The 16,221-nt window shown below is 34.7% G+C and carries 16 protein-coding genes and 1 pseudogene; 8 read left to right on the top strand and 9 right to left on the bottom strand.

Annotated elements, in window-relative coordinates; all coding sequences use genetic code 11:
• The first annotated feature begins 6 nt into the window (after window positions 1-6).
• From LB465_RS15540 to LB465_RS15560, 5 genes are all read left to right on the top strand, one after another.
• Window positions 7-1,527 carry a class I SAM-dependent DNA methyltransferase gene (locus LB465_RS15540; protein ID WP_224470844.1) on the top strand — a complete coding sequence of 507 codons (1,521 nt, stop codon included), beginning with the start codon at window positions 7-9 and terminating at the stop codon, window positions 1,525-1,527.
• Window positions 1,520-2,689 (top strand): restriction endonuclease subunit S, encoded by a 1,170-nt coding sequence (locus LB465_RS15545; protein ID WP_224470845.1) that lies wholly within the window; start codon window positions 1,520-1,522, stop codon window positions 2,687-2,689. Before LB465_RS15540 ends, LB465_RS15545 begins: the two co-directional genes overlap by 8 nt.
• A gap of 2 nt (window positions 2,690-2,691) precedes the next feature.
• Window positions 2,692-3,864 (top strand): PDDEXK-like family protein, encoded by a 1,173-nt coding sequence (locus LB465_RS15550; protein WP_224470846.1) that lies wholly within the window; start codon window positions 2,692-2,694, stop codon window positions 3,862-3,864.
• A gap of 45 nt (window positions 3,865-3,909) precedes the next feature.
• Window positions 3,910-4,170 (top strand): hypothetical protein, encoded by a 261-nt coding sequence (locus LB465_RS15555; protein ID WP_224470847.1) that lies wholly within the window; start codon window positions 3,910-3,912, stop codon window positions 4,168-4,170.
• 358 nt (window positions 4,171-4,528) lie between these two features.
• Entirely contained in the window at window positions 4,529-6,058 is a 1,530-nt protein-coding gene (locus LB465_RS15560) for a reverse transcriptase domain-containing protein (protein ID WP_224470848.1), read from the top strand.
• Window positions 6,059-6,214: 156 nt separating this feature from the next.
• On the opposite strand, the gene LB465_RS15565 is transcribed toward LB465_RS15560, so the two are convergent.
• The 9 genes and pseudogenes from LB465_RS15565 to LB465_RS15605 form a co-directional block, all read right to left on the bottom strand.
• On the bottom strand, window positions 6,215-6,577 hold the full coding sequence (locus tag LB465_RS15565) for a nuclear transport factor 2 family protein (RefSeq protein ID WP_224470849.1): 363 nt from the start codon (window positions 6,575-6,577) through the stop codon (window positions 6,215-6,217).
• Window positions 6,578-6,584: 7 nt separating this feature from the next.
• Entirely contained in the window at window positions 6,585-7,445 is an 861-nt protein-coding gene (locus LB465_RS15570) for a DUF4138 domain-containing protein (protein ID WP_224470850.1), read from the bottom strand.
• 14 nt (window positions 7,446-7,459) lie between these two features.
• Window positions 7,460-8,389, bottom strand: coding sequence for a conjugative transposon protein TraM (gene traM, locus LB465_RS15575; protein WP_224470851.1), 930 nt, complete (start codon window positions 8,387-8,389; stop codon window positions 7,460-7,462).
• Window positions 8,379-8,993, bottom strand: coding sequence for a conjugal transfer protein TraK (locus tag LB465_RS15580; protein WP_224470852.1), 615 nt, complete (start codon window positions 8,991-8,993; stop codon window positions 8,379-8,381). The genes traM and LB465_RS15580 overlap by 11 nt, the downstream gene beginning before the upstream one ends.
• 64 nt (window positions 8,994-9,057) lie before the next feature.
• Window positions 9,058-9,900, bottom strand: coding sequence for a hypothetical protein (locus LB465_RS15585; RefSeq protein ID WP_224470853.1), 843 nt, complete (start codon window positions 9,898-9,900; stop codon window positions 9,058-9,060).
• 2 nt (window positions 9,901-9,902) lie between these two features.
• Window positions 9,903-10,460 (bottom strand): conjugal transfer protein, encoded by a 558-nt coding sequence (locus LB465_RS15590; RefSeq protein WP_224470882.1) that lies wholly within the window; start codon window positions 10,458-10,460, stop codon window positions 9,903-9,905.
• 28 nt (window positions 10,461-10,488) lie between these two features.
• Window positions 10,489-12,890, bottom strand: a pseudogene (locus LB465_RS15595) (TraG family conjugative transposon ATPase).
• A complete protein-coding gene (locus LB465_RS15600) occupies window positions 12,877-13,161 on the bottom strand; it encodes a hypothetical protein (RefSeq protein ID WP_224470854.1) in 285 nt (94 codons plus the stop codon). Before LB465_RS15600 ends, LB465_RS15595 begins: the two are co-directional and overlap by 14 nt.
• The gene (locus tag LB465_RS15605; protein WP_075327789.1) at window positions 13,161-13,448 is read right to left on the bottom strand and encodes a hypothetical protein; all 288 of its coding nucleotides are present in this window, start codon (window positions 13,446-13,448) and stop codon (window positions 13,161-13,163) included. Before LB465_RS15605 ends, LB465_RS15600 begins: the two co-directional genes overlap by 1 nt.
• Before the next feature lie 391 nt (window positions 13,449-13,839).
• On the opposite strand from LB465_RS15605, the gene LB465_RS15610 reads away from it, so the two are divergent.
• The 3 genes from LB465_RS15610 (at window position 13,840) to LB465_RS15620 (ending at window position 16,069) form a co-directional block, all read left to right on the top strand.
• On the top strand, window positions 13,840-14,748 hold the full coding sequence (locus tag LB465_RS15610) for a restriction endonuclease (protein WP_224470855.1): 909 nt from the start codon (window positions 13,840-13,842) through the stop codon (window positions 14,746-14,748).
• A 180-nt stretch (window positions 14,749-14,928) separates the two neighbouring features.
• Entirely contained in the window at window positions 14,929-15,279 is a 351-nt protein-coding gene (locus LB465_RS15615) for a hypothetical protein (protein ID WP_224470856.1), read from the top strand.
• A gap of 151 nt (window positions 15,280-15,430) precedes the next feature.
• On the top strand, window positions 15,431-16,069 hold the full coding sequence (locus LB465_RS15620; protein WP_224470857.1) for a hypothetical protein: 639 nt from the start codon (window positions 15,431-15,433) through the stop codon (window positions 16,067-16,069).
• Window positions 16,070-16,221: the final 152 nt, after the last annotated feature.

Genomic DNA, 16,221 nt, shown 5'->3' on the forward strand with positions numbered 1-16,221 from the left:
ATATCAATGAGCATACAAAACAGTATCGATAGAATTACCGATATATTACGTCGTGACGACGGTATATCTGGTGCAATGCACTATACCGAGCAAATTTCCTGGGTTCTATTTCTAAAATTCTTAAATGATTACGAAGACAATAGAGCAGATGAAGCTTTTTTAGAAGGAAAAGATTATAATTATGTACTTCGGAAAGATTTACGCTGGAATGAATGGGCGTCACCAAAAGATGAAAATGGAAAGTTAGATGTGAAACGAGCACTAACCGGAGACGATCTCATAGAATTTGTGAACAATACTTTCTTTCCGTATTTAAAAGCTTTTAAAAGCTCTACTAACGATCCTAAAACCTTAACCTATAAAATAGGTGCCATCTTTGAATATCTCGATAACCGTATAGCCAGCGGACATACCTTGCGTGAGGTTTTGGATATTATTGATGGATTAGATTTTCAAAGTAGTGATGAATTGTTTGAACTTTCACAGGTCTACGAAACTCTGTTAAAAAGTATGGGGAGTGACGGCGGTAACTCTGGTGAGTTCTATACCCCACGGGCAATTATTAAAGCTATGGTAGAAACCACGCATATTGAAGTTGGCGATACCATTTATGATGGTGCTGCAGGTAGTGGTGGTTTTCTCGTAGAAGCTTTCGATTTCCTGACTGCAGGAAAAAAGAAAGAAAAACTCTCGGCTCAAGAATGGAAAACCATACAGAATGATACATTCTTTGGGCAAGAAAAAACCAGTCTGGGTTATGTGATGGGGATGATGAATATGATTCTGCACGGTATTGAAAGTCCCAATGTTTATAAAGGGAACACCTTAACACAGAATATTCGTGATTACCAGGAGAAAGACCGGCACGATGTAATTTTGGCAAATCCACCCTTTGGAGGAAAGGAAAAGAAACAAATACAGCAAAATTTTCCGGTAGAAAGCAATGCTACTGAAATTTTATTCTTACAGCATTTTATGAAGATGCTGAAATTAGAAGGTCGTGCGGCCATAGTTATTCCGGAAGGAGTTCTGTTTCAAACCAACAATGCTTTTACTAGGGTAAAACAAACCTTATTGGAAAATTATAATGTACACACTATTTTGAGTTTACCCAGTGGTGTGTTTTTACCCTACAGTGGTGTAAAAACCAATGTTCTTTATTTTGATAGGAAAGGCGCCACCAGTGATATTTGGTATTACGATGTAACACCACCCTATAAGCTCACCAAAAATAAACCCATCGCATACGAGCATCTTAAAGAGTTTGTCCACCTTTTCCATCACCCGGAGGAACGCAATAAAACTAACGCTAAACTTCCAGTTTCTTCGAACGGAGTTGAGAAGGAATGTAACAACTGGACAGTGAACGTAGCTGAAATAAAAGACTATGATCTTAGCGCCAAAAACCCGCATAAAGTAGTAGAAGTGGTACATAAAACGCCAAAGGAACTACTGACTTCCTTTAAACAGAATGACAAGGAAATAAACTCATTAATGAACCAAATAAAAAGTTTGATTGATGGGTAAATGGCAAAAAAAAGCAATAAGTGAGGTTTATGATGTAAGAGATGGAACTCACGATAGCCCAAAATATTTAAAGGAAGGATACCCCTTAGTAACTTCAAAGAATTTAAAGAATAATGAAATTGAATTATCGAACGTAAAATATATTTCCCAAGATGATTATGATTCTATTAATAAGAGAAGTAATGTTGAAATAGGAGATGTCCTATTCGCAATGATCGGAACTATCGGCAATCCTGTTTTAATTAAAGAAGAACCAAACTATGCCATTAAAAATGTTGCTTTATTTAAAAAGAAGGATGTAAATCAAGACTCGAAGTTTTTGACTTATTACTTGGGTTTTGAGAAGACTATAGAAAAAATGACTTCTGAAGCAAGAGGTGCAACACAAAAATTTGTGGGATTGACATATCTACGAGATTTCAAAATACCCCTCCCATCGTTACCAGAACAAATAAGCATAGTCGCCAAATTAGATGGATTATTTGAGAAGATAGATCGAGCAATTGGTTTGTTAAAAGAAAACATAGCACACACAGACGATTTAATGGGTAGTATGTTGGATGGTTTATTTGATAAAATTTACGCAAACTATAAAACTGTTCCACTACTAAAGCACGTTGATTTTGTTGGTGGATCTCAGCCGCCTAAAAGTTCATTTTCATATGAAAAGAAAGAAGGTTACGTAAGATTAATTCAAATTAGGGATTACAAAAGCGATAAACATTTAGTTTATATAAAAGAGGATAGTACAAAGAAATTTTGCGAAGAAGATGATGTGATGATTGGAAGATATGGGCCACCTGTTTTTCAAATCCTGAGAGGAATAAAAGGAGCATATAATGTTGCATTAATGAAAGCAATTCCAGATGAAGAGGTTATCATAAAAGACTACTTGTATTATTTCTTGATGAATGGAAAAATCCAGAATTATATTATTTCTATATCTCAGCGTTCAGCAGGACAATCAGGAGTTAACAAAAAAGCACTCGAAGCTTATGAAATAGCAATTCCTCCAATGGAAGTTCAGAAAAAAATTGTTGCTATTATTAAGGCAGCTATTCCAAAGATTAATAAAACTCAAAACTTAACAAGACAAAATTTAGAAAATTTAAAAGCTTTAAAGAACAGTTTGTTGGATCAGGCATTTAAAGGGGAGTTGTAATTATGGATATCACAAAACTAGAAACCTTACTCGCAGACTCCCGTGAAATTGTAAATGAGCACCAGAAAAATATTATAGAAAAAGGAGAGGACTTTAATGTTTTTTCAATTCTGGATTTGGAGACAAGTGAAACTAAAACACATTCTAAATTTTTAGTGGCTCTATTAGATCCAAAAGGAAATCATTACTACAAAGAGAAATTCTTAGCCTTATTCCTTGAAGAAATCGGGTATTACAAAGAAAGAAATTTAAGCTCCGCTAGAGTAGAAACAGAATATTATTTAGGTAAAATCTCAAAAGGTTATAAAAGCGGGGGTTCCATAGATATTTTAATCACATTTCCTTCGGGAAAGGCTATAGCTATTGAAAATAAAATTAATGCAAAAGATCAAAAAAATCAATTATATAGATATAGCCAATTTAAAGGTGGTGACTGTTCATTATACTATTTAAATCTTTTTGGAAAGTCTCCCTCAAAAAAGAGTCTTCACACTTTGACAAATTCAGATTTTGAAATTATTTCCTACAATAATCAAATTTTAAAGTGGTTAGAAAAGTGTCTTTATATAACTAAAGATGGTTCTATATTGCAAAATGCCATTAAGCAATATCAGATTTTAATAAAAAACCTTACAAATACTATGGAAAAACCATTAGAGGATAATTTAAATAACCTTATAGCAAACAATCTCGAAGAGGCAAAGTACATCAATGCTCATTATCAAAAAACAGTAGATGGTATAAGAGAAAAATTCAGATTTGCGGTTATGGATAAATTAAATAGTATGCCACTGGTGGTTAAAGCTAATCTTGGCAATAAAATTCATTACAATCATTCTCAAATATGGCTAAGTTCAGATACACTAGATAGAAAAGGAGTGAAATTTGGTATAGAATCTTTTTCCGGAAAAGGTCATAAGAATGGCCGTATTTTTATAGGAATCTTCGATGTAAAAAACAATTATAGCCCTAAAAGGGATGGAGATTATAGATTAAGTGCATATTGGCCTATAGTTAGTGATATTAATACTCCAGATAATAATCCTCTAAATTTATCAAGCACTAAAATTTTGGAAGGTTTAAGTACTGATAAGATTTATTTTGAAAAAATGCTAAATGAACTTACAAAGCAAACTAAAGCATTTATAGAAGCCTATTATTCTGAAATAACTTAAACAAAAGCATACCACCATAACAACCATTTTAAAAAACAGTTTTTAATGAATAAAGAAGAATATAGCTATATTATCGTTGAGAGTTACAAACCAGAAATAAATAGAGGCTACCACGGTGAAATTCATATTAAACCAATAGCAGGGCAAGAACCTTTTACAGAAGATATGCACGTAGAATGTAATAAGGTTTTAAGTAACGAATATGACCTGGGAACTAGATTCAAAATTAAAGCAAAAATTACAAGTAGAGAAGGTAGCAAACCTTTTGCCTATAGTCATTATAAATGGCCATTTGAGGTTTTGTAACTAAAACCGTAAGTTTACAGATTATATGGGCCAGAAGGTCGGAATGTTACGTTTTATTCAGTAATACCAATTAAGATATACGTTAGTTGGGAAGGATGATACCATTCTCCAAATAATTTCCCAGAAATGTGAGAACATTGGAGGAGGTTGATAACAGTGTAATAACTGTTAGCTTCCTGAAGTTGTATTTGCTGTAAAGTGATTTGAGCATTGTTAAGATGTTTAAGAACCTAAATACAAAGATAACAATTTCTATACCTGAAAAGAGTAGCGTCGCAATAGCTCAAAAGAGTGAAAGCTTCGAGAGGCATGTACATTCTAAACCTGCTACTATTAGTATCTGGCCCTATTTTTAACTATGGAAACAGCAGACTGGTTTAAATTAAAACGATACCCACATATCGAGGAGCAATTGACCCTAAAAGATTATCAGTGGGTCAAAAAGTATGTTGAAACTCCAGAGAAAATTAGAAAACATAGTTTCCTTCCTCTAATCCATAAATGTATTGTTTCCAGAAAATATCGTGCTGATTTCTCCAGCCCTTTTAAAACTAAAAAAGGTGAACGTAAGCGAATCATAGGAAACCCCAAAATAAGACATATATATTATGCCTCACATTTAGACTCTATCGTCTTCTCTTACTATAATCACCTAATCAATAATAGCTATGAAGATTTAATTCGCACTAAAAACTTTAATAAAAGTATTGTAGCATATCGCAAATTACCTGTAGCACCTGGTTCGGATAATAACAAATGTAATATTGATTTTGCCAAAAGCACCTTTGAATTTATCAAAGCGAACAGGCAAAAAAAGCTATCTGCAATTGTTGCAGATGTAACCTCATTCTTTGACAATTTAGATCATAAAATCTTAAAAAAACAATGGTCAACGGTGCTTGGCGAAAAAACACTCCCTAAACATCATTATAATGTATTTAAAGCCTTAACTAGATTAAAATATGTGGAAGGAGATCAATTATTTGATGCATATGGCCAAACTATGCTTGTGGAAAGAGGTGTCCCAAACTCTTCTACTAAGAAACAATTAAAGCGTGTTCAAATTAAATCCAGCTCTTATTTCAAAGAGAAAAATGCGGTAGCTTTCTGCACCAAAGATGAATTTTTATCTAATAATTTGAATTTAGTTATATCTGCAAATAACAAAAAAGGAATTCCGCAAGGAAGTCCTATAAGTGCTACATTAGCCAATGTATACATGTTAGATTTTGACCAGGAAGTTTACAACAAGGTTGAATCTGTTAATGGATATTACCAAAGATATAGTGATGATTTAATTATCATTTGTGAGCAGCAGTTTGAAGATGATATTTTAAATTTTATAAGGAATCAGATCAAAAATTTAGCTAAGCTCCAAATACAGCCTAAAAAGACTGCGTTATATAGGTTTGAAGGGATTAACGGTTCTTTTAAAGGGTTTAAAATAGATGAAGACACCAAGGCTCCTAATTACGGTAAAACCCTTGAATATTTAGGCTTTTCATTTGACGGTCAGCGAGTATTAATTAAGGATGCTGGTTTTTCTAAGTATTATAGATCGATGAAAAGATCATTTAAAAAATCAACTTCCTTAGCTATTAATAGTAAAAATCCGGATAACAGAATTTTTAAATCTAGATTATATAAGCGCTTTACCCATAAAGGTGCCAAAAGGAGAAAATTATATCATCCATCCAAAAATGATCCAACTAAGTATATAGAAACTAGAAAGTATGATTGGGGAAATTATTTAAGTTATGTTTATAAGGCAAATGAAGCGATGAAACCAATTAATGAGTCCGATGTTATAAAAAGACAAAGTAGAAAATTTTGGAGAAGATTTCATCAACTAATGATGTTTCATGAAAGTAGATTGAATAGAAATTAAAAATATTGTTTACTTCAAATTTTCAATTTGCAAAAGCTTCAACTATTGAATTATATAAAAACGGAGAAACCAAGGCTGTTAAAAACAAAAAAGCCTTGAAAATCATACGATTAACAAGACTTTAAGTACTCGGGATAGGGCAGCTTCCTCATTGATTTAGAAAGGCGCCTTCTCCCCCATTCCAATTTCTGTTACTTTCCAACTTCCATTTTCCTTGATCAGTTTAAAGGTTTCCGGATTTTCCTCGTAATTCGTTTGAAACTGAACCCAGGAAATATCTCCGTTTTCGGTTTCCTGAAGAACATTAAAATTAGAATTTTCATCCTCAGCCGCCGGGAACATATCCTGGATATTCATAAAGGCCTGATAGCTTTCTTCTGTTGTATATTCTTTCAAGGTTGGAAGATCCTTTTCATAAAAACTTTCCACCACTATTTTGGCGGTTTCGGCAGGGGATTTCTCCGCTTCGGAACACGCAATAAAGATGACTAAAACTGCCATTAACAAGATTCTTTTCATAGTTATTTCAATTAGGGTTATTTATAAATCTCTTTTTTATTTTAAGTTTTATATCGCGTTCGCCTTGCTGCTCTTTTAGGTCTATTACCACAATCTTATCTTCAGCAATAGAGAATTTGGGCAGCACATAAACAAATCGACTTGTCTTTTTCTGAGGAATTATTTCCGGCACCAGATATTTATATACTGGAGAAACAGGCAGTTTCTGGATTGATTTCTTCCTTCCCTGTTTTCTTGTTTCCACAGAAATATTTAAAAATGCCGGTTCGTAATCTATGGGAGAATTATTATTAATTTCCAGCACAAAATACAATTCCGAATTGTGGAACACTATATTTTGAACCTTCAGCTCCACTCCATCTTTGCGCTTTCTTAGCTTGCCAATTCTTTGTTTGCTTCTTAATAAATGTGAACTAAAATCCTGGTAATAGGTATCTTTATCTGCTAATTCTTTTTCAGCTTTAGGGTCTGAAAAAAATGCCTGGTCATCAATGAGTTTTTCAGGAAGACCTGGAATCTCATTTCCGATTTTACCGGTTTCTGCTATAAAATAGTTTAGCTTTTCCAGCTCTTCGGAGTACTTTACAATATACGAAAAAATTGAACCGGTTGCACTGATAACCAGCAAATTACTCGCCTCTCCCGGAATAGCCTGAAGCAATCCCAGGTGTTGTTCTTTTTCTCTGTTGTAGGTGAATACAAAATTCTCTGAACCTGTTATCCCCTGCCGAATTGGTTCCGGGAAAATAAGGGCTACATTCATTCTATCGTTGGCATAGATGGTATCTAAATCTATGTTGTTCTCCTGGGCCATTCCCTTTACAAAAGCGGCCATTACGAATACGAAAATCCAAATCTGCTTTCTCATAATTTCTATTGCTTTTAGTTTCTTTTTAAAATGAGTTTATAATTATTGGTGACCTGCACCTTAACATTCCTGTTGTTTCGCTGAAATAATTGCTTAAGCCCTCCTACCTGTGGCACCCCTGCAACATTTATATCCTGGATAATATCACCTATCACTTCCTTACTGGCATCTGCACGAATATTATTCTCAATATAAATCCCTTCACTACCATCCTGAAGATCATAGGCTTTTAACTTAACGGTATAATGCGCTATGTGCTTAATTTCAATCAAAGCCCTGTTCGGTTGAAAACTGATGAATCCATAAACAGGGGTGTTTGCAGGGAACTGGATATTATTGATCATAGCGCTATCTTTCAATCTCATCTTTAACCGGTAACCGGCCTGAACAACCTGGTCTCCATCTACTTCTACCAAAATATCAGTAGCTGAATAAGTTTTCGGATTCTGAATTTCCACTTCTGGGACAGTTGCATAAAATAATTGATGCGCTAGCCTCATTTCCTGTGGTTTTGGAGAAGTTTGCGACGCATCTGGTATCTCCTGAATATCCGCTTCAAATTGTGTTTCCCATTCTTCCTCATCGTATTCATTTTCAAAGCCATAATCTTCATAGTTATTAGTGTTGACTTCATAAATGCTATCTAAGATCCTTCCCTTTTCCCGCTGTGGAAAATCAGGATCGTAATAACCCATAGAATCCAGGTATTTTTCATCATAAATGCTTGGAGTTGTAGTCTCCCTTACCTCCTTTAAAGCATTTACCGCATCAAGCTTAGACTTAAAGTCTTCCTGCTCTTGCTGGAGCTCTGGCACCAGGGTGTTTTTTAGTTCAGAAGGTTCTTCACTGTTACCGCCAAAGATCAGCACGCTGTAGGCTACTATAAATAATACAATGGTGGCCAGCACAGCGCCAAAGACAATTTTTTTCTTATCAATTTTCATCGTTCAATTTTTTTAAGGTGTTTTCAAAGTAATTGGTGATCAATAACCCGTGGGTATTGTTTGGAAAGTTTCGGTCTACGTTTATTAAGTTCCCCGATGAAATAAGTTCATACCGGTCCACTATTTTTCCACGGTTAATTTCAAAGACCGTCCTGGTCTTAAAAGTGTATGGTTCCATTTCAATATTTACTTCTGACTCAATACTTATGACTTTCTGCACGAGAGAATACTGTAGCAACCTGTTATAAACTCCATCGGACTTCTTTTGCCGGTAAACATTGTCTACAGAACTGTTTCCTAGCCAGAGTGCTTTTTCAAGGTTACGCTCATAGTTAGTAGCATCGATATTGTAGAAATAGGTATGAAAGAGATCCAGATGGGAAAGAGCTTCAACCTCCAGGTTTTCTTTCTGAGTAACCCACTTTAGCGGAATTACACTCCCGTCTGTATTTATCGCAAAAGCATTATTTAAAGCAGAGCGGTGAATGTCAAAAACCATCCATCCAAAATATAGGCTGGAAATTATTGCCCCACATACGGCAGTGAGGACTATAAATCGGTTTATTTTTAAAACCGAGTAAATACTTCTATATGGTGTTTTCATTTTCTTAATTTTTGGTGTGACTAATTGATATTAATTATAGGCTTAGCGGTTGAGTGATTCTTACCTATCCAGTAAAAAGTCTTATTGTAAATGAGGTAGCTCGGGTGTAGAGCTTAAACTTTAGAAATACGATAAATGCGATAGACCCTGCTTCGACTATAATTCGAATAATATTATTGTCTGTAGATGTACCCAATAGGTTAGACCAAAAGTTGGTATTGATTTCTGCATATAAATTGTTGACGAATACATTCACCAGAAAGAAAGCCGGCACCAGCATATATACTGCGGCATATAACCTAAAGAAGTTATAGGCCATCCCCCTGAACTTTTCAAAAACAGCAAGGCTAATCACCAGTGGAAAGAAAGCCTGCATAATCCCTAAAAGGAAAAAGCGTTCTGCCAGAAATAATGGGTAGATAAATAAATCTATCACCCATAAGAACAGGCCTACCACAAATGAAATCACCTTAACCGGATAGAGCGGTGTCACCAGGGCCTCATATAGTAAAGCCATTGCTTTTTTAGCTACTTCAAGCGCGCCAACTTCCTGTTCAATATCTATGTCCTGTAGTTGAAGTGGAATAAGCCCCGGCGCGGTATCTGCATACTCAGTTTCAATGCTTACCAGGATTCCATCGAAAACACTTAAGATTTGTGTGGAGAAAATAACGAGAAGTACTATAGCAAAATTCTTTGCCAGCTCTCCGGGGCTCAAGCCCCAGGTATATCCGTCATTATCCGCAATCCCTTCATTGTATTTCTTCAGAATATTTACCAGAAAGAACATCACTGCTAGTGACTTCATTCCCGCGATTGTATATTGGGAAAAGTCACTGCTTTTGATCGTTTGGAAAACCGCGTCTACATACTCCAAACCAATTCCTAAAAATATGCCCCCTATCATTTTTAGTAATTTATAGTTCTGTTATTGATCTTATTCTGCATCTCCCTAAAGGAAATGATGTCGTTATAGCGTTTCGTTTTTAGCGTGATCTCTGCAACCATTTCTTTAGACTGCAGTTCTCTTTCCCTAAGCACCTGTGCCCTCTCTGCATCACTCATTTTGAAATAGTCACTGGTCAAAATCTTCTCAATAAAGTCAAGATCATCCAGAGAGTTTTCCATAATGGCATTAAAAGAATCAGAGATTCGAGCGATTTCCTCAGGCTTTATATAGGGTGAGTTCAGAATGTTACGAAGGTCATCCCGCACTGTTTCAAAAAGAATCTGATTATTCCGAGTCAGTTCCCTTACCGCTTTCAGCTGCCTTACCACATTATTTACCTTTTCGATATTCTCTTTTTGTGTTTTGAGAAATTCTACTGTTTTTAGTAGCTGTGTAGTCTGCTTTGCCGATTCAATTAAGGATTTGGCGAGGCTAATAAAATTGGTGTTGTCATACACCGGCATCCCCTGGCCCCTAACTGGAGTTTGCACAGTTAAAACTAAAAAGCCCATCAGCATTAGTGTTGTAATCTGCTTTTTCATGATTTTATGTTTTAGAGGTGAATTCCTGGATTGCTTTTTCCATATTTCCATGCTTTTCATAGAGCTGCATAATGAGGTCGTTTTCTGTACCGTCAGTGAGATATGCCGCGTATACTTCTTTGGGGACTTCGAGACGAAAGACATTGCTCTCTTTCCCGATCTTGATAAAGATCTCGGTGTACTTTCTTTCTCCTATGAAGTTGTTTTTTATTGATTTTAGCTGGTTTAAATCGTGACTGGAAAGGTTTAATCTCTTTTGAAGCTCTTCATAACCCTTTTCATTTCGAAGGCTGTAGATCACCTGTGTGTTTTCCAGAATACTGGCAGAAGTCGAGTTATTAGGAAGCTGATTTATAGATTGAAGAATAATTCCAATGGCACCATTCTGTTTCCTAATGGCCTGGTAATAAAATTCCACACTCTCCAGTACATTTTCAAACTTTAGTTGCTTGGCAAACTCATCAAATAAAATGATCCCCTTCTCTGCCCGGTTCTTCCAGATGGTTCTTTGGATGGCAGATTTGATAAGCTTCAGCATTACCGAAAGGATCTCTTTATTATCTTTCACTTCATCTAATTCAAATACTATTAAGCACTTGTCTTCAATTTTATAGGTTTGGTCTTCACCTACTTCAAATAGAAAACTGTAGATTCCGTCTTCCACATATTCCGACATTATGTGCAGGAAATTATTGATGTTGAAGTAATCGGGATGGATCTTAAGCACATGAAGAAGATCATCACTATGCCTTTCTACATAGCGGTAAAAGCTTTTCAAAGAATAGTCTCCATTATAATTTATATAATAATCAAGTAAAATCTTTTTAATGGAAACAGACTGGGCTTTGGTAACCTCCATATCTGAAGCAAATAATTCAAAAAGAAACTCAGACAGGTCCTCAAGCCGATCGGCCGTGAGATCATCAGGGCTGCTTATATAGAAAGGATTAATTCCGAGGCTCTTCCCGTTCTCATAGCGCAGAATGCTGTAATCATTAGGATAAAGCTTTGCGAATTTCGTATAAGATCCGCCAAGGTCTATAATCACTAAACGAACCCCGCTTTCAAAATATTGACGAAGTATATTGTTGGCCAGAAAAGATTTACCTTCTCCTGTAGGGGCGAAAATGGCAAAATTCCTGGCCTTTATTCTTTTCTTGCTTTCATCCCACACATCTTTTAAAACCGGGATGTTATATTCCCTGTCATTAAAAATCACTCCTTTAGCATCTGATTTATAATTACTGTTATTAATAAACAGGCACAAAGCGTGTTTTAGATCGGTCACATAAAGATCCTCATTAGAGAAATTTGAAGAAAAACAGAAGTAGCTATTCAGAAAATAATTCTTGCGCTCCTCCCCTTTTGGGTAATAGGGAACAATGTCCAGGAGTTTAAACTCAGTTTTTATCCTGGCATTAATCGAAGAAAGATTAGTACGGTCATTATCCCAATAAATCACATTTAAGTGCCCACGGATAATTCTGGAGGTATCATCGTTATTTATTTGGTCCAGAATATGCTGGATTTTCTTAAGGACCACTTTATTCTGTGAACCAAAATTTGAACTCTTATTTAGTCTTCAACCTTCGCATCAAGTAGTTTTCTCCATTTTTGGCGATCATCGAGATAGATGACTTGGTTTACAATATGGTTTTCCTTTAAATTCAGACCCAGTCCGTCAATAAACCCCTGGTGAAAAACGAAATCATCTGAAGTAAACTTATCATTGGTTTTACTACTTTGAACATTCTCTCCAAAGCACAATTCACTATTTACCGCCAGCACGTCAAAATGTTTGTCGCCAATACTGATGTTATTTTTATCCAGTAAAATATTGGTATCAAATCCATCCTGGAAACCATTAAAATATTTAGTGGAGAACCTATTAATTTCGTTCTCAGTAAGAGGAATAAGCTCCAGCTTTCGGCTATTGTTTAAAAAAGAAACCGTATCATTTACTGAATTCTGAAATCTTTTTAAGTTATCATCCAGGTCTCCCGGAATATTCCTGCTCACTTTTTTGAAGGGATTTACATATTTGGGATGGTTGAAAGATTTGTTCTTTGTATGAATGAAGAAGAGATAACTACGATGTTCTAAATGTTCCCTGCCTTTAAAATAGGAATGGGTAGCTTTTTCCAAAAATGTATGGTTTGGTAATTTCTCTGCCGAATAGTTTCTTTTTAAATACACATCCTGTTTATGAACCACTGTTCCTGTAGGTAGTGATTTTAAAGCCTGAAACCAGGCACTATAAATTTCTTCAAAATCATTCTCTGATAAACTATAGATCTCCGGAAGTATCGCTTCAAAAGCCAATACAACATTCCCATTGGCAGCAAAAACCATATTTCCACGTATATCGGCGATGGGTGGTATAGAAGAAAGATTAATCTTGCTCATAATGAAAGTTGCTTAATCGTTTAGAAGAAATAGTTTCTGGAAAGACTCTTGAAACCTGGAAGACCTGCGGATTACTGGTTAACCTGGTTAAGCAGATATACAGAGTACAGTTGAAAATAAACACGCAAATTACCGCTCCGAGACTGAAGGAAAATATAATTACCAACAGTGATCCTACCACGGCTATCATCATAAGGGCAAAGAGCGAAACCGGCAATCCCCAGATCATCGCTCTTTTCCTGATGTTTCGGTATACTTCGAAACTTTTCATTACACTACTATTCCAATGAGGTATGTAAATATTCCTACAACCGCTCCTGCAATAAGCGTAAAGACCAGCACCCGGGTAATTCCTTTCTTTAAATCTGCATTCTCACCAAAGAAGTGACCTGCATTAAAGAGGAATCCGACCAGGAAAATAACCCCGAGAATGATGGGGAAAATAGCTCGAATAGTATCGGCTATGTCTGCAACTGAATTTTCAATGCCGCCAATTTGTGCAAAGAGCGGATAAGAAACCAGCGTCAAAAGGACTGATGAGTAAATTGTTTTTTTCATAATGTTCGTTTTTTTTAATCTGCCAAAGCAGAATTGATTGATGATGACCACTTGATGATTAATTTTTGAGAAATTTATTATGAAAGGGAAAGCCTGGAACAAACCGCCCAAACTTTAACGCGAGTTGAAGTTGTGAGCAATAAGATTCTTATAAAATGGAAGGATTAATTGAATTTTATTTAAAGGGAAGAAGAATTTAAGAGCCTAAAAAGAGGTAAGAATTTCTTAAGCCAAAGAATATATGGATCTATATTTAGTTTGGAATTATCGCAGCACTTTGTTTATCCGGGATATTATTATTTTAAAAATGTATATTGTTTGCGATTTCACGAGTTGTGCTTAATGCTCAAATTGAGAAAATCTTATCTTAAAAAAAAAATAACTGATTTTTATGATCGATCAGAGTAAAAAAATTTCTCCACAAGCAATTACTTCTTTAAAAGAAGCTTTATCAGTTATTTATTGGACAAAAAAGAATCTCAGAACATTTTTAAAAATAACCCTTACCAATTCAGCAATTCTAACCACTATTGATTGGGATAGCTATAAAAGATCCATTGTAAATGAATTGATTGATCGGATGATAAATAATTCTAAATTGTATCAAGAAGATTTAATGAATCTTTTAATTGCTGTAACTGACTTTACAGATTTTGAACATTTAAATTATTGGGATGAAGATGGTTCAAAAAAGAAAAAAGCCAAACAAGCAGTTGAACATTTAAGAAAACAAACAAAAGGATATATAGAAATCACTAAAGAGAAAGAACTAGCAAGAAATAGAAAAATTGAAGTAGAAAAAAGAATAGCAAAAAGTCAATCTTTAGAGAAAGAACTAAATGATTTAAAACTTGAGTTTTTTAAAATTTCTTCAAATAAAAATCTTCAAGAAAGAGGTTATCAGTTAGAAACATTTCTAAACAAGCTATTTCATTTATTTGATCTTGACCCAAAAGGTTCCTTTAAAAATTTTGGAGAACAAATTGACGGAGCTTTTACTTTTGACAACAACGACTACTTACTCGAAGCTAAATGGAAAAAACAAGTTGATCGAACCGACTTATCATCATTTTCAACAAAAGTTGAGTCGAAATTAAAAGTGGCTTTAGGTTTATTTGTTACAATTGGAGGCCTAACTAAAGAAGCAATTGCACCGCAGTTTAATTCCATAATTGTAATGGATGGTTCTGATTTAATGGCTGTTTTAGAAAGTAGAGTAACTTTACCCGACTTGCTTTACAAAAAAAGAAGAAAAGCCGCAGAAACAGGAGAGATATTTGTTAGTTTTTTCAATTTGTAATTCTGCATTCACACTAAGCACTAAATCGTTATAGCAAATAGTGGGTTTTGCCGAAAAAGTGTAATTTAGAAAACCAGGAAAGAAAAGGTTAAACCGACAAATTAGCTTCCCTACTCCCGCTACTTGTCCATAACCGTGACCATATTGGCAGAAATTTATCATAAATTAAACTTTACAGGTATGAAAAACTTTTTCTTCTTATCAACCGCACTATTAATTTGTCTTTCAGTTAACGGACAAGTTTCAGATTCAACTAATAATGAAACTAGAAACATTAGGATATACTGTAAAGCACAGGACTTAGAAAATGTACCTTATTTTGTTCTCGTTTTAGACAAAAATGAGATTGAATTCGATAACGAAAAATTAGGTTTAATTGATTTAGGTTGGGTTGAAAATATAAATGTTTTGAAAGATGAAATAGCTGTAAAAAAATTTGGATCAAAAGCTGAACACGGTGCCATATTAATAAAGATAAAAGATAAAAATCTTAAGGACCTTAAAGAAAAACTAAGGACTAATAGGTGGTGAGGGACAGTAGCCAGACGGCTAATCGCCAATAGTCGGCAGTGTTAGAAAGAAAATAATTAACTTGACCAAGAAACCAATACTAATCCGACAAATCCGCATACCTTACCCCGTAAACCGGCGATAAGCGGGACCATTACCTGCAATTATTACAATGAGAAATACTAAAGAAATTGATAAAGAACTTTCAAATTCCTTAAAAGAAACAATTTCAAGTTCTGAACTTAAGAATATTGCGTCTGATATTGGTGAGATTACTATTGATTCCATATTAAAAGATGGAATTTTAAAGGATTTTCCAATTATCGGATCACTAACTGGTATTTGGAAAACAGGAGTAGCCGTAAATGATTATTTATTCTTAAGAAAATTAATAGCTTTTCTTAATGAATCTTCGAAATTGTCAGAAAAAAAACGATTGAAATTAATTGAGAATTTAGAGCAGGAAGACTATCAAAAAGAGGCTGGTGAGAAACTGATTGCTATTATTGATAATTTAGAAACTAAATCAAAAGCTATTTTACTAGGAAAAGCTCTAAACTTATTTGGACAAGATATAATAACTAAAGAAGCGTTTTGGAGTATAGCATTTATAATTGAAAAAATTCCAATGGAAGACATTCGAGCACTTAAAAGTTGGAAACAAACTGACTTGAATAAAGTAACAGATATTAGAAGACAATTATATCTATCCGTTGGAATTGGTTGGTTTGTTCTTAATGCTTCTTCAACTGGATTCTGTTGGCAGGAAAGGATATGTGGAATATTCTCTGATTACCTATTAGAAGATTAGAAAAAAGCTGACAAATAACGGTTCATCGAAAATAGGCGGCAACATTAGAAAGAAAATAAATAACTTGACCAACAAACCAGTACTAAGCCGACAAATTCGAGTCCCTATTCCCGAAACTTGCGAACCATAAACGATAGCTCCAAGACTTACAA

Source organism: Salegentibacter lacus (assembly GCF_020164555.1).
In the GTDB taxonomy this organism is placed as follows: domain Bacteria; phylum Bacteroidota; class Bacteroidia; order Flavobacteriales; family Flavobacteriaceae; genus Salegentibacter; species Salegentibacter lacus.

Excerpts from the sequence above, each read along its gene's own strand:
- LB465_RS15570 (WP_224470850.1), bottom strand. The coding sequence starts at position 7,445 with ATGAGAAAGCAGATTTGGATTTTCGTATTCGTAATGGCCGCTTTTGTA.
- LB465_RS15590 (WP_224470882.1), bottom strand. The coding sequence starts at position 10,460 with ATGCTGATGGGCTTTTTAGTTTTAACTGTGCAAACTCCAGTTAGGGGC.
- LB465_RS15560 (WP_224470848.1), top strand. The coding sequence starts at position 4,529 with ATGGAAACAGCAGACTGGTTTAAATTAAAACGATACCCACATATCGAG.
- LB465_RS15580 (WP_224470852.1), bottom strand. The coding sequence starts at position 8,993 with ATGAAAACACCATATAGAAGTATTTACTCGGTTTTAAAAATAAACCGA.
- LB465_RS15605 (WP_075327789.1), bottom strand. The coding sequence starts at position 13,448 with ATGAAAAAAACAATTTACTCATCAGTCCTTTTGACGCTGGTTTCTTAT.
- LB465_RS15600 (WP_224470854.1), bottom strand. The coding sequence starts at position 13,161 with ATGAAAAGTTTCGAAGTATACCGAAACATCAGGAAAAGAGCGATGATC.
- traM (WP_224470851.1), bottom strand. The coding sequence starts at position 8,389 with ATGAAAATTGATAAGAAAAAAATTGTCTTTGGCGCTGTGCTGGCCACC.
- LB465_RS15620 (WP_224470857.1), top strand. The coding sequence starts at position 15,431 with ATGAGAAATACTAAAGAAATTGATAAAGAACTTTCAAATTCCTTAAAA.
- LB465_RS15585 (WP_224470853.1), bottom strand. The coding sequence starts at position 9,900 with ATGATAGGGGGCATATTTTTAGGAATTGGTTTGGAGTATGTAGACGCG.
- LB465_RS15610 (WP_224470855.1), top strand. The coding sequence starts at position 13,840 with ATGATCGATCAGAGTAAAAAAATTTCTCCACAAGCAATTACTTCTTTA.
- LB465_RS15565 (WP_224470849.1), bottom strand. The coding sequence starts at position 6,577 with ATGAAAAGAATCTTGTTAATGGCAGTTTTAGTCATCTTTATTGCGTGT.
- LB465_RS15545 (WP_224470845.1), top strand. The coding sequence starts at position 1,520 with ATGGGTAAATGGCAAAAAAAAGCAATAAGTGAGGTTTATGATGTAAGA.
- LB465_RS15540 (WP_224470844.1), top strand. The coding sequence starts at position 7 with ATGAGCATACAAAACAGTATCGATAGAATTACCGATATATTACGTCGT.
- LB465_RS15615 (WP_224470856.1), top strand. The coding sequence starts at position 14,929 with ATGAAAAACTTTTTCTTCTTATCAACCGCACTATTAATTTGTCTTTCA.
- LB465_RS15550 (WP_224470846.1), top strand. The coding sequence starts at position 2,692 with ATGGATATCACAAAACTAGAAACCTTACTCGCAGACTCCCGTGAAATT.
- LB465_RS15555 (WP_224470847.1), top strand. The coding sequence starts at position 3,910 with ATGAATAAAGAAGAATATAGCTATATTATCGTTGAGAGTTACAAACCA.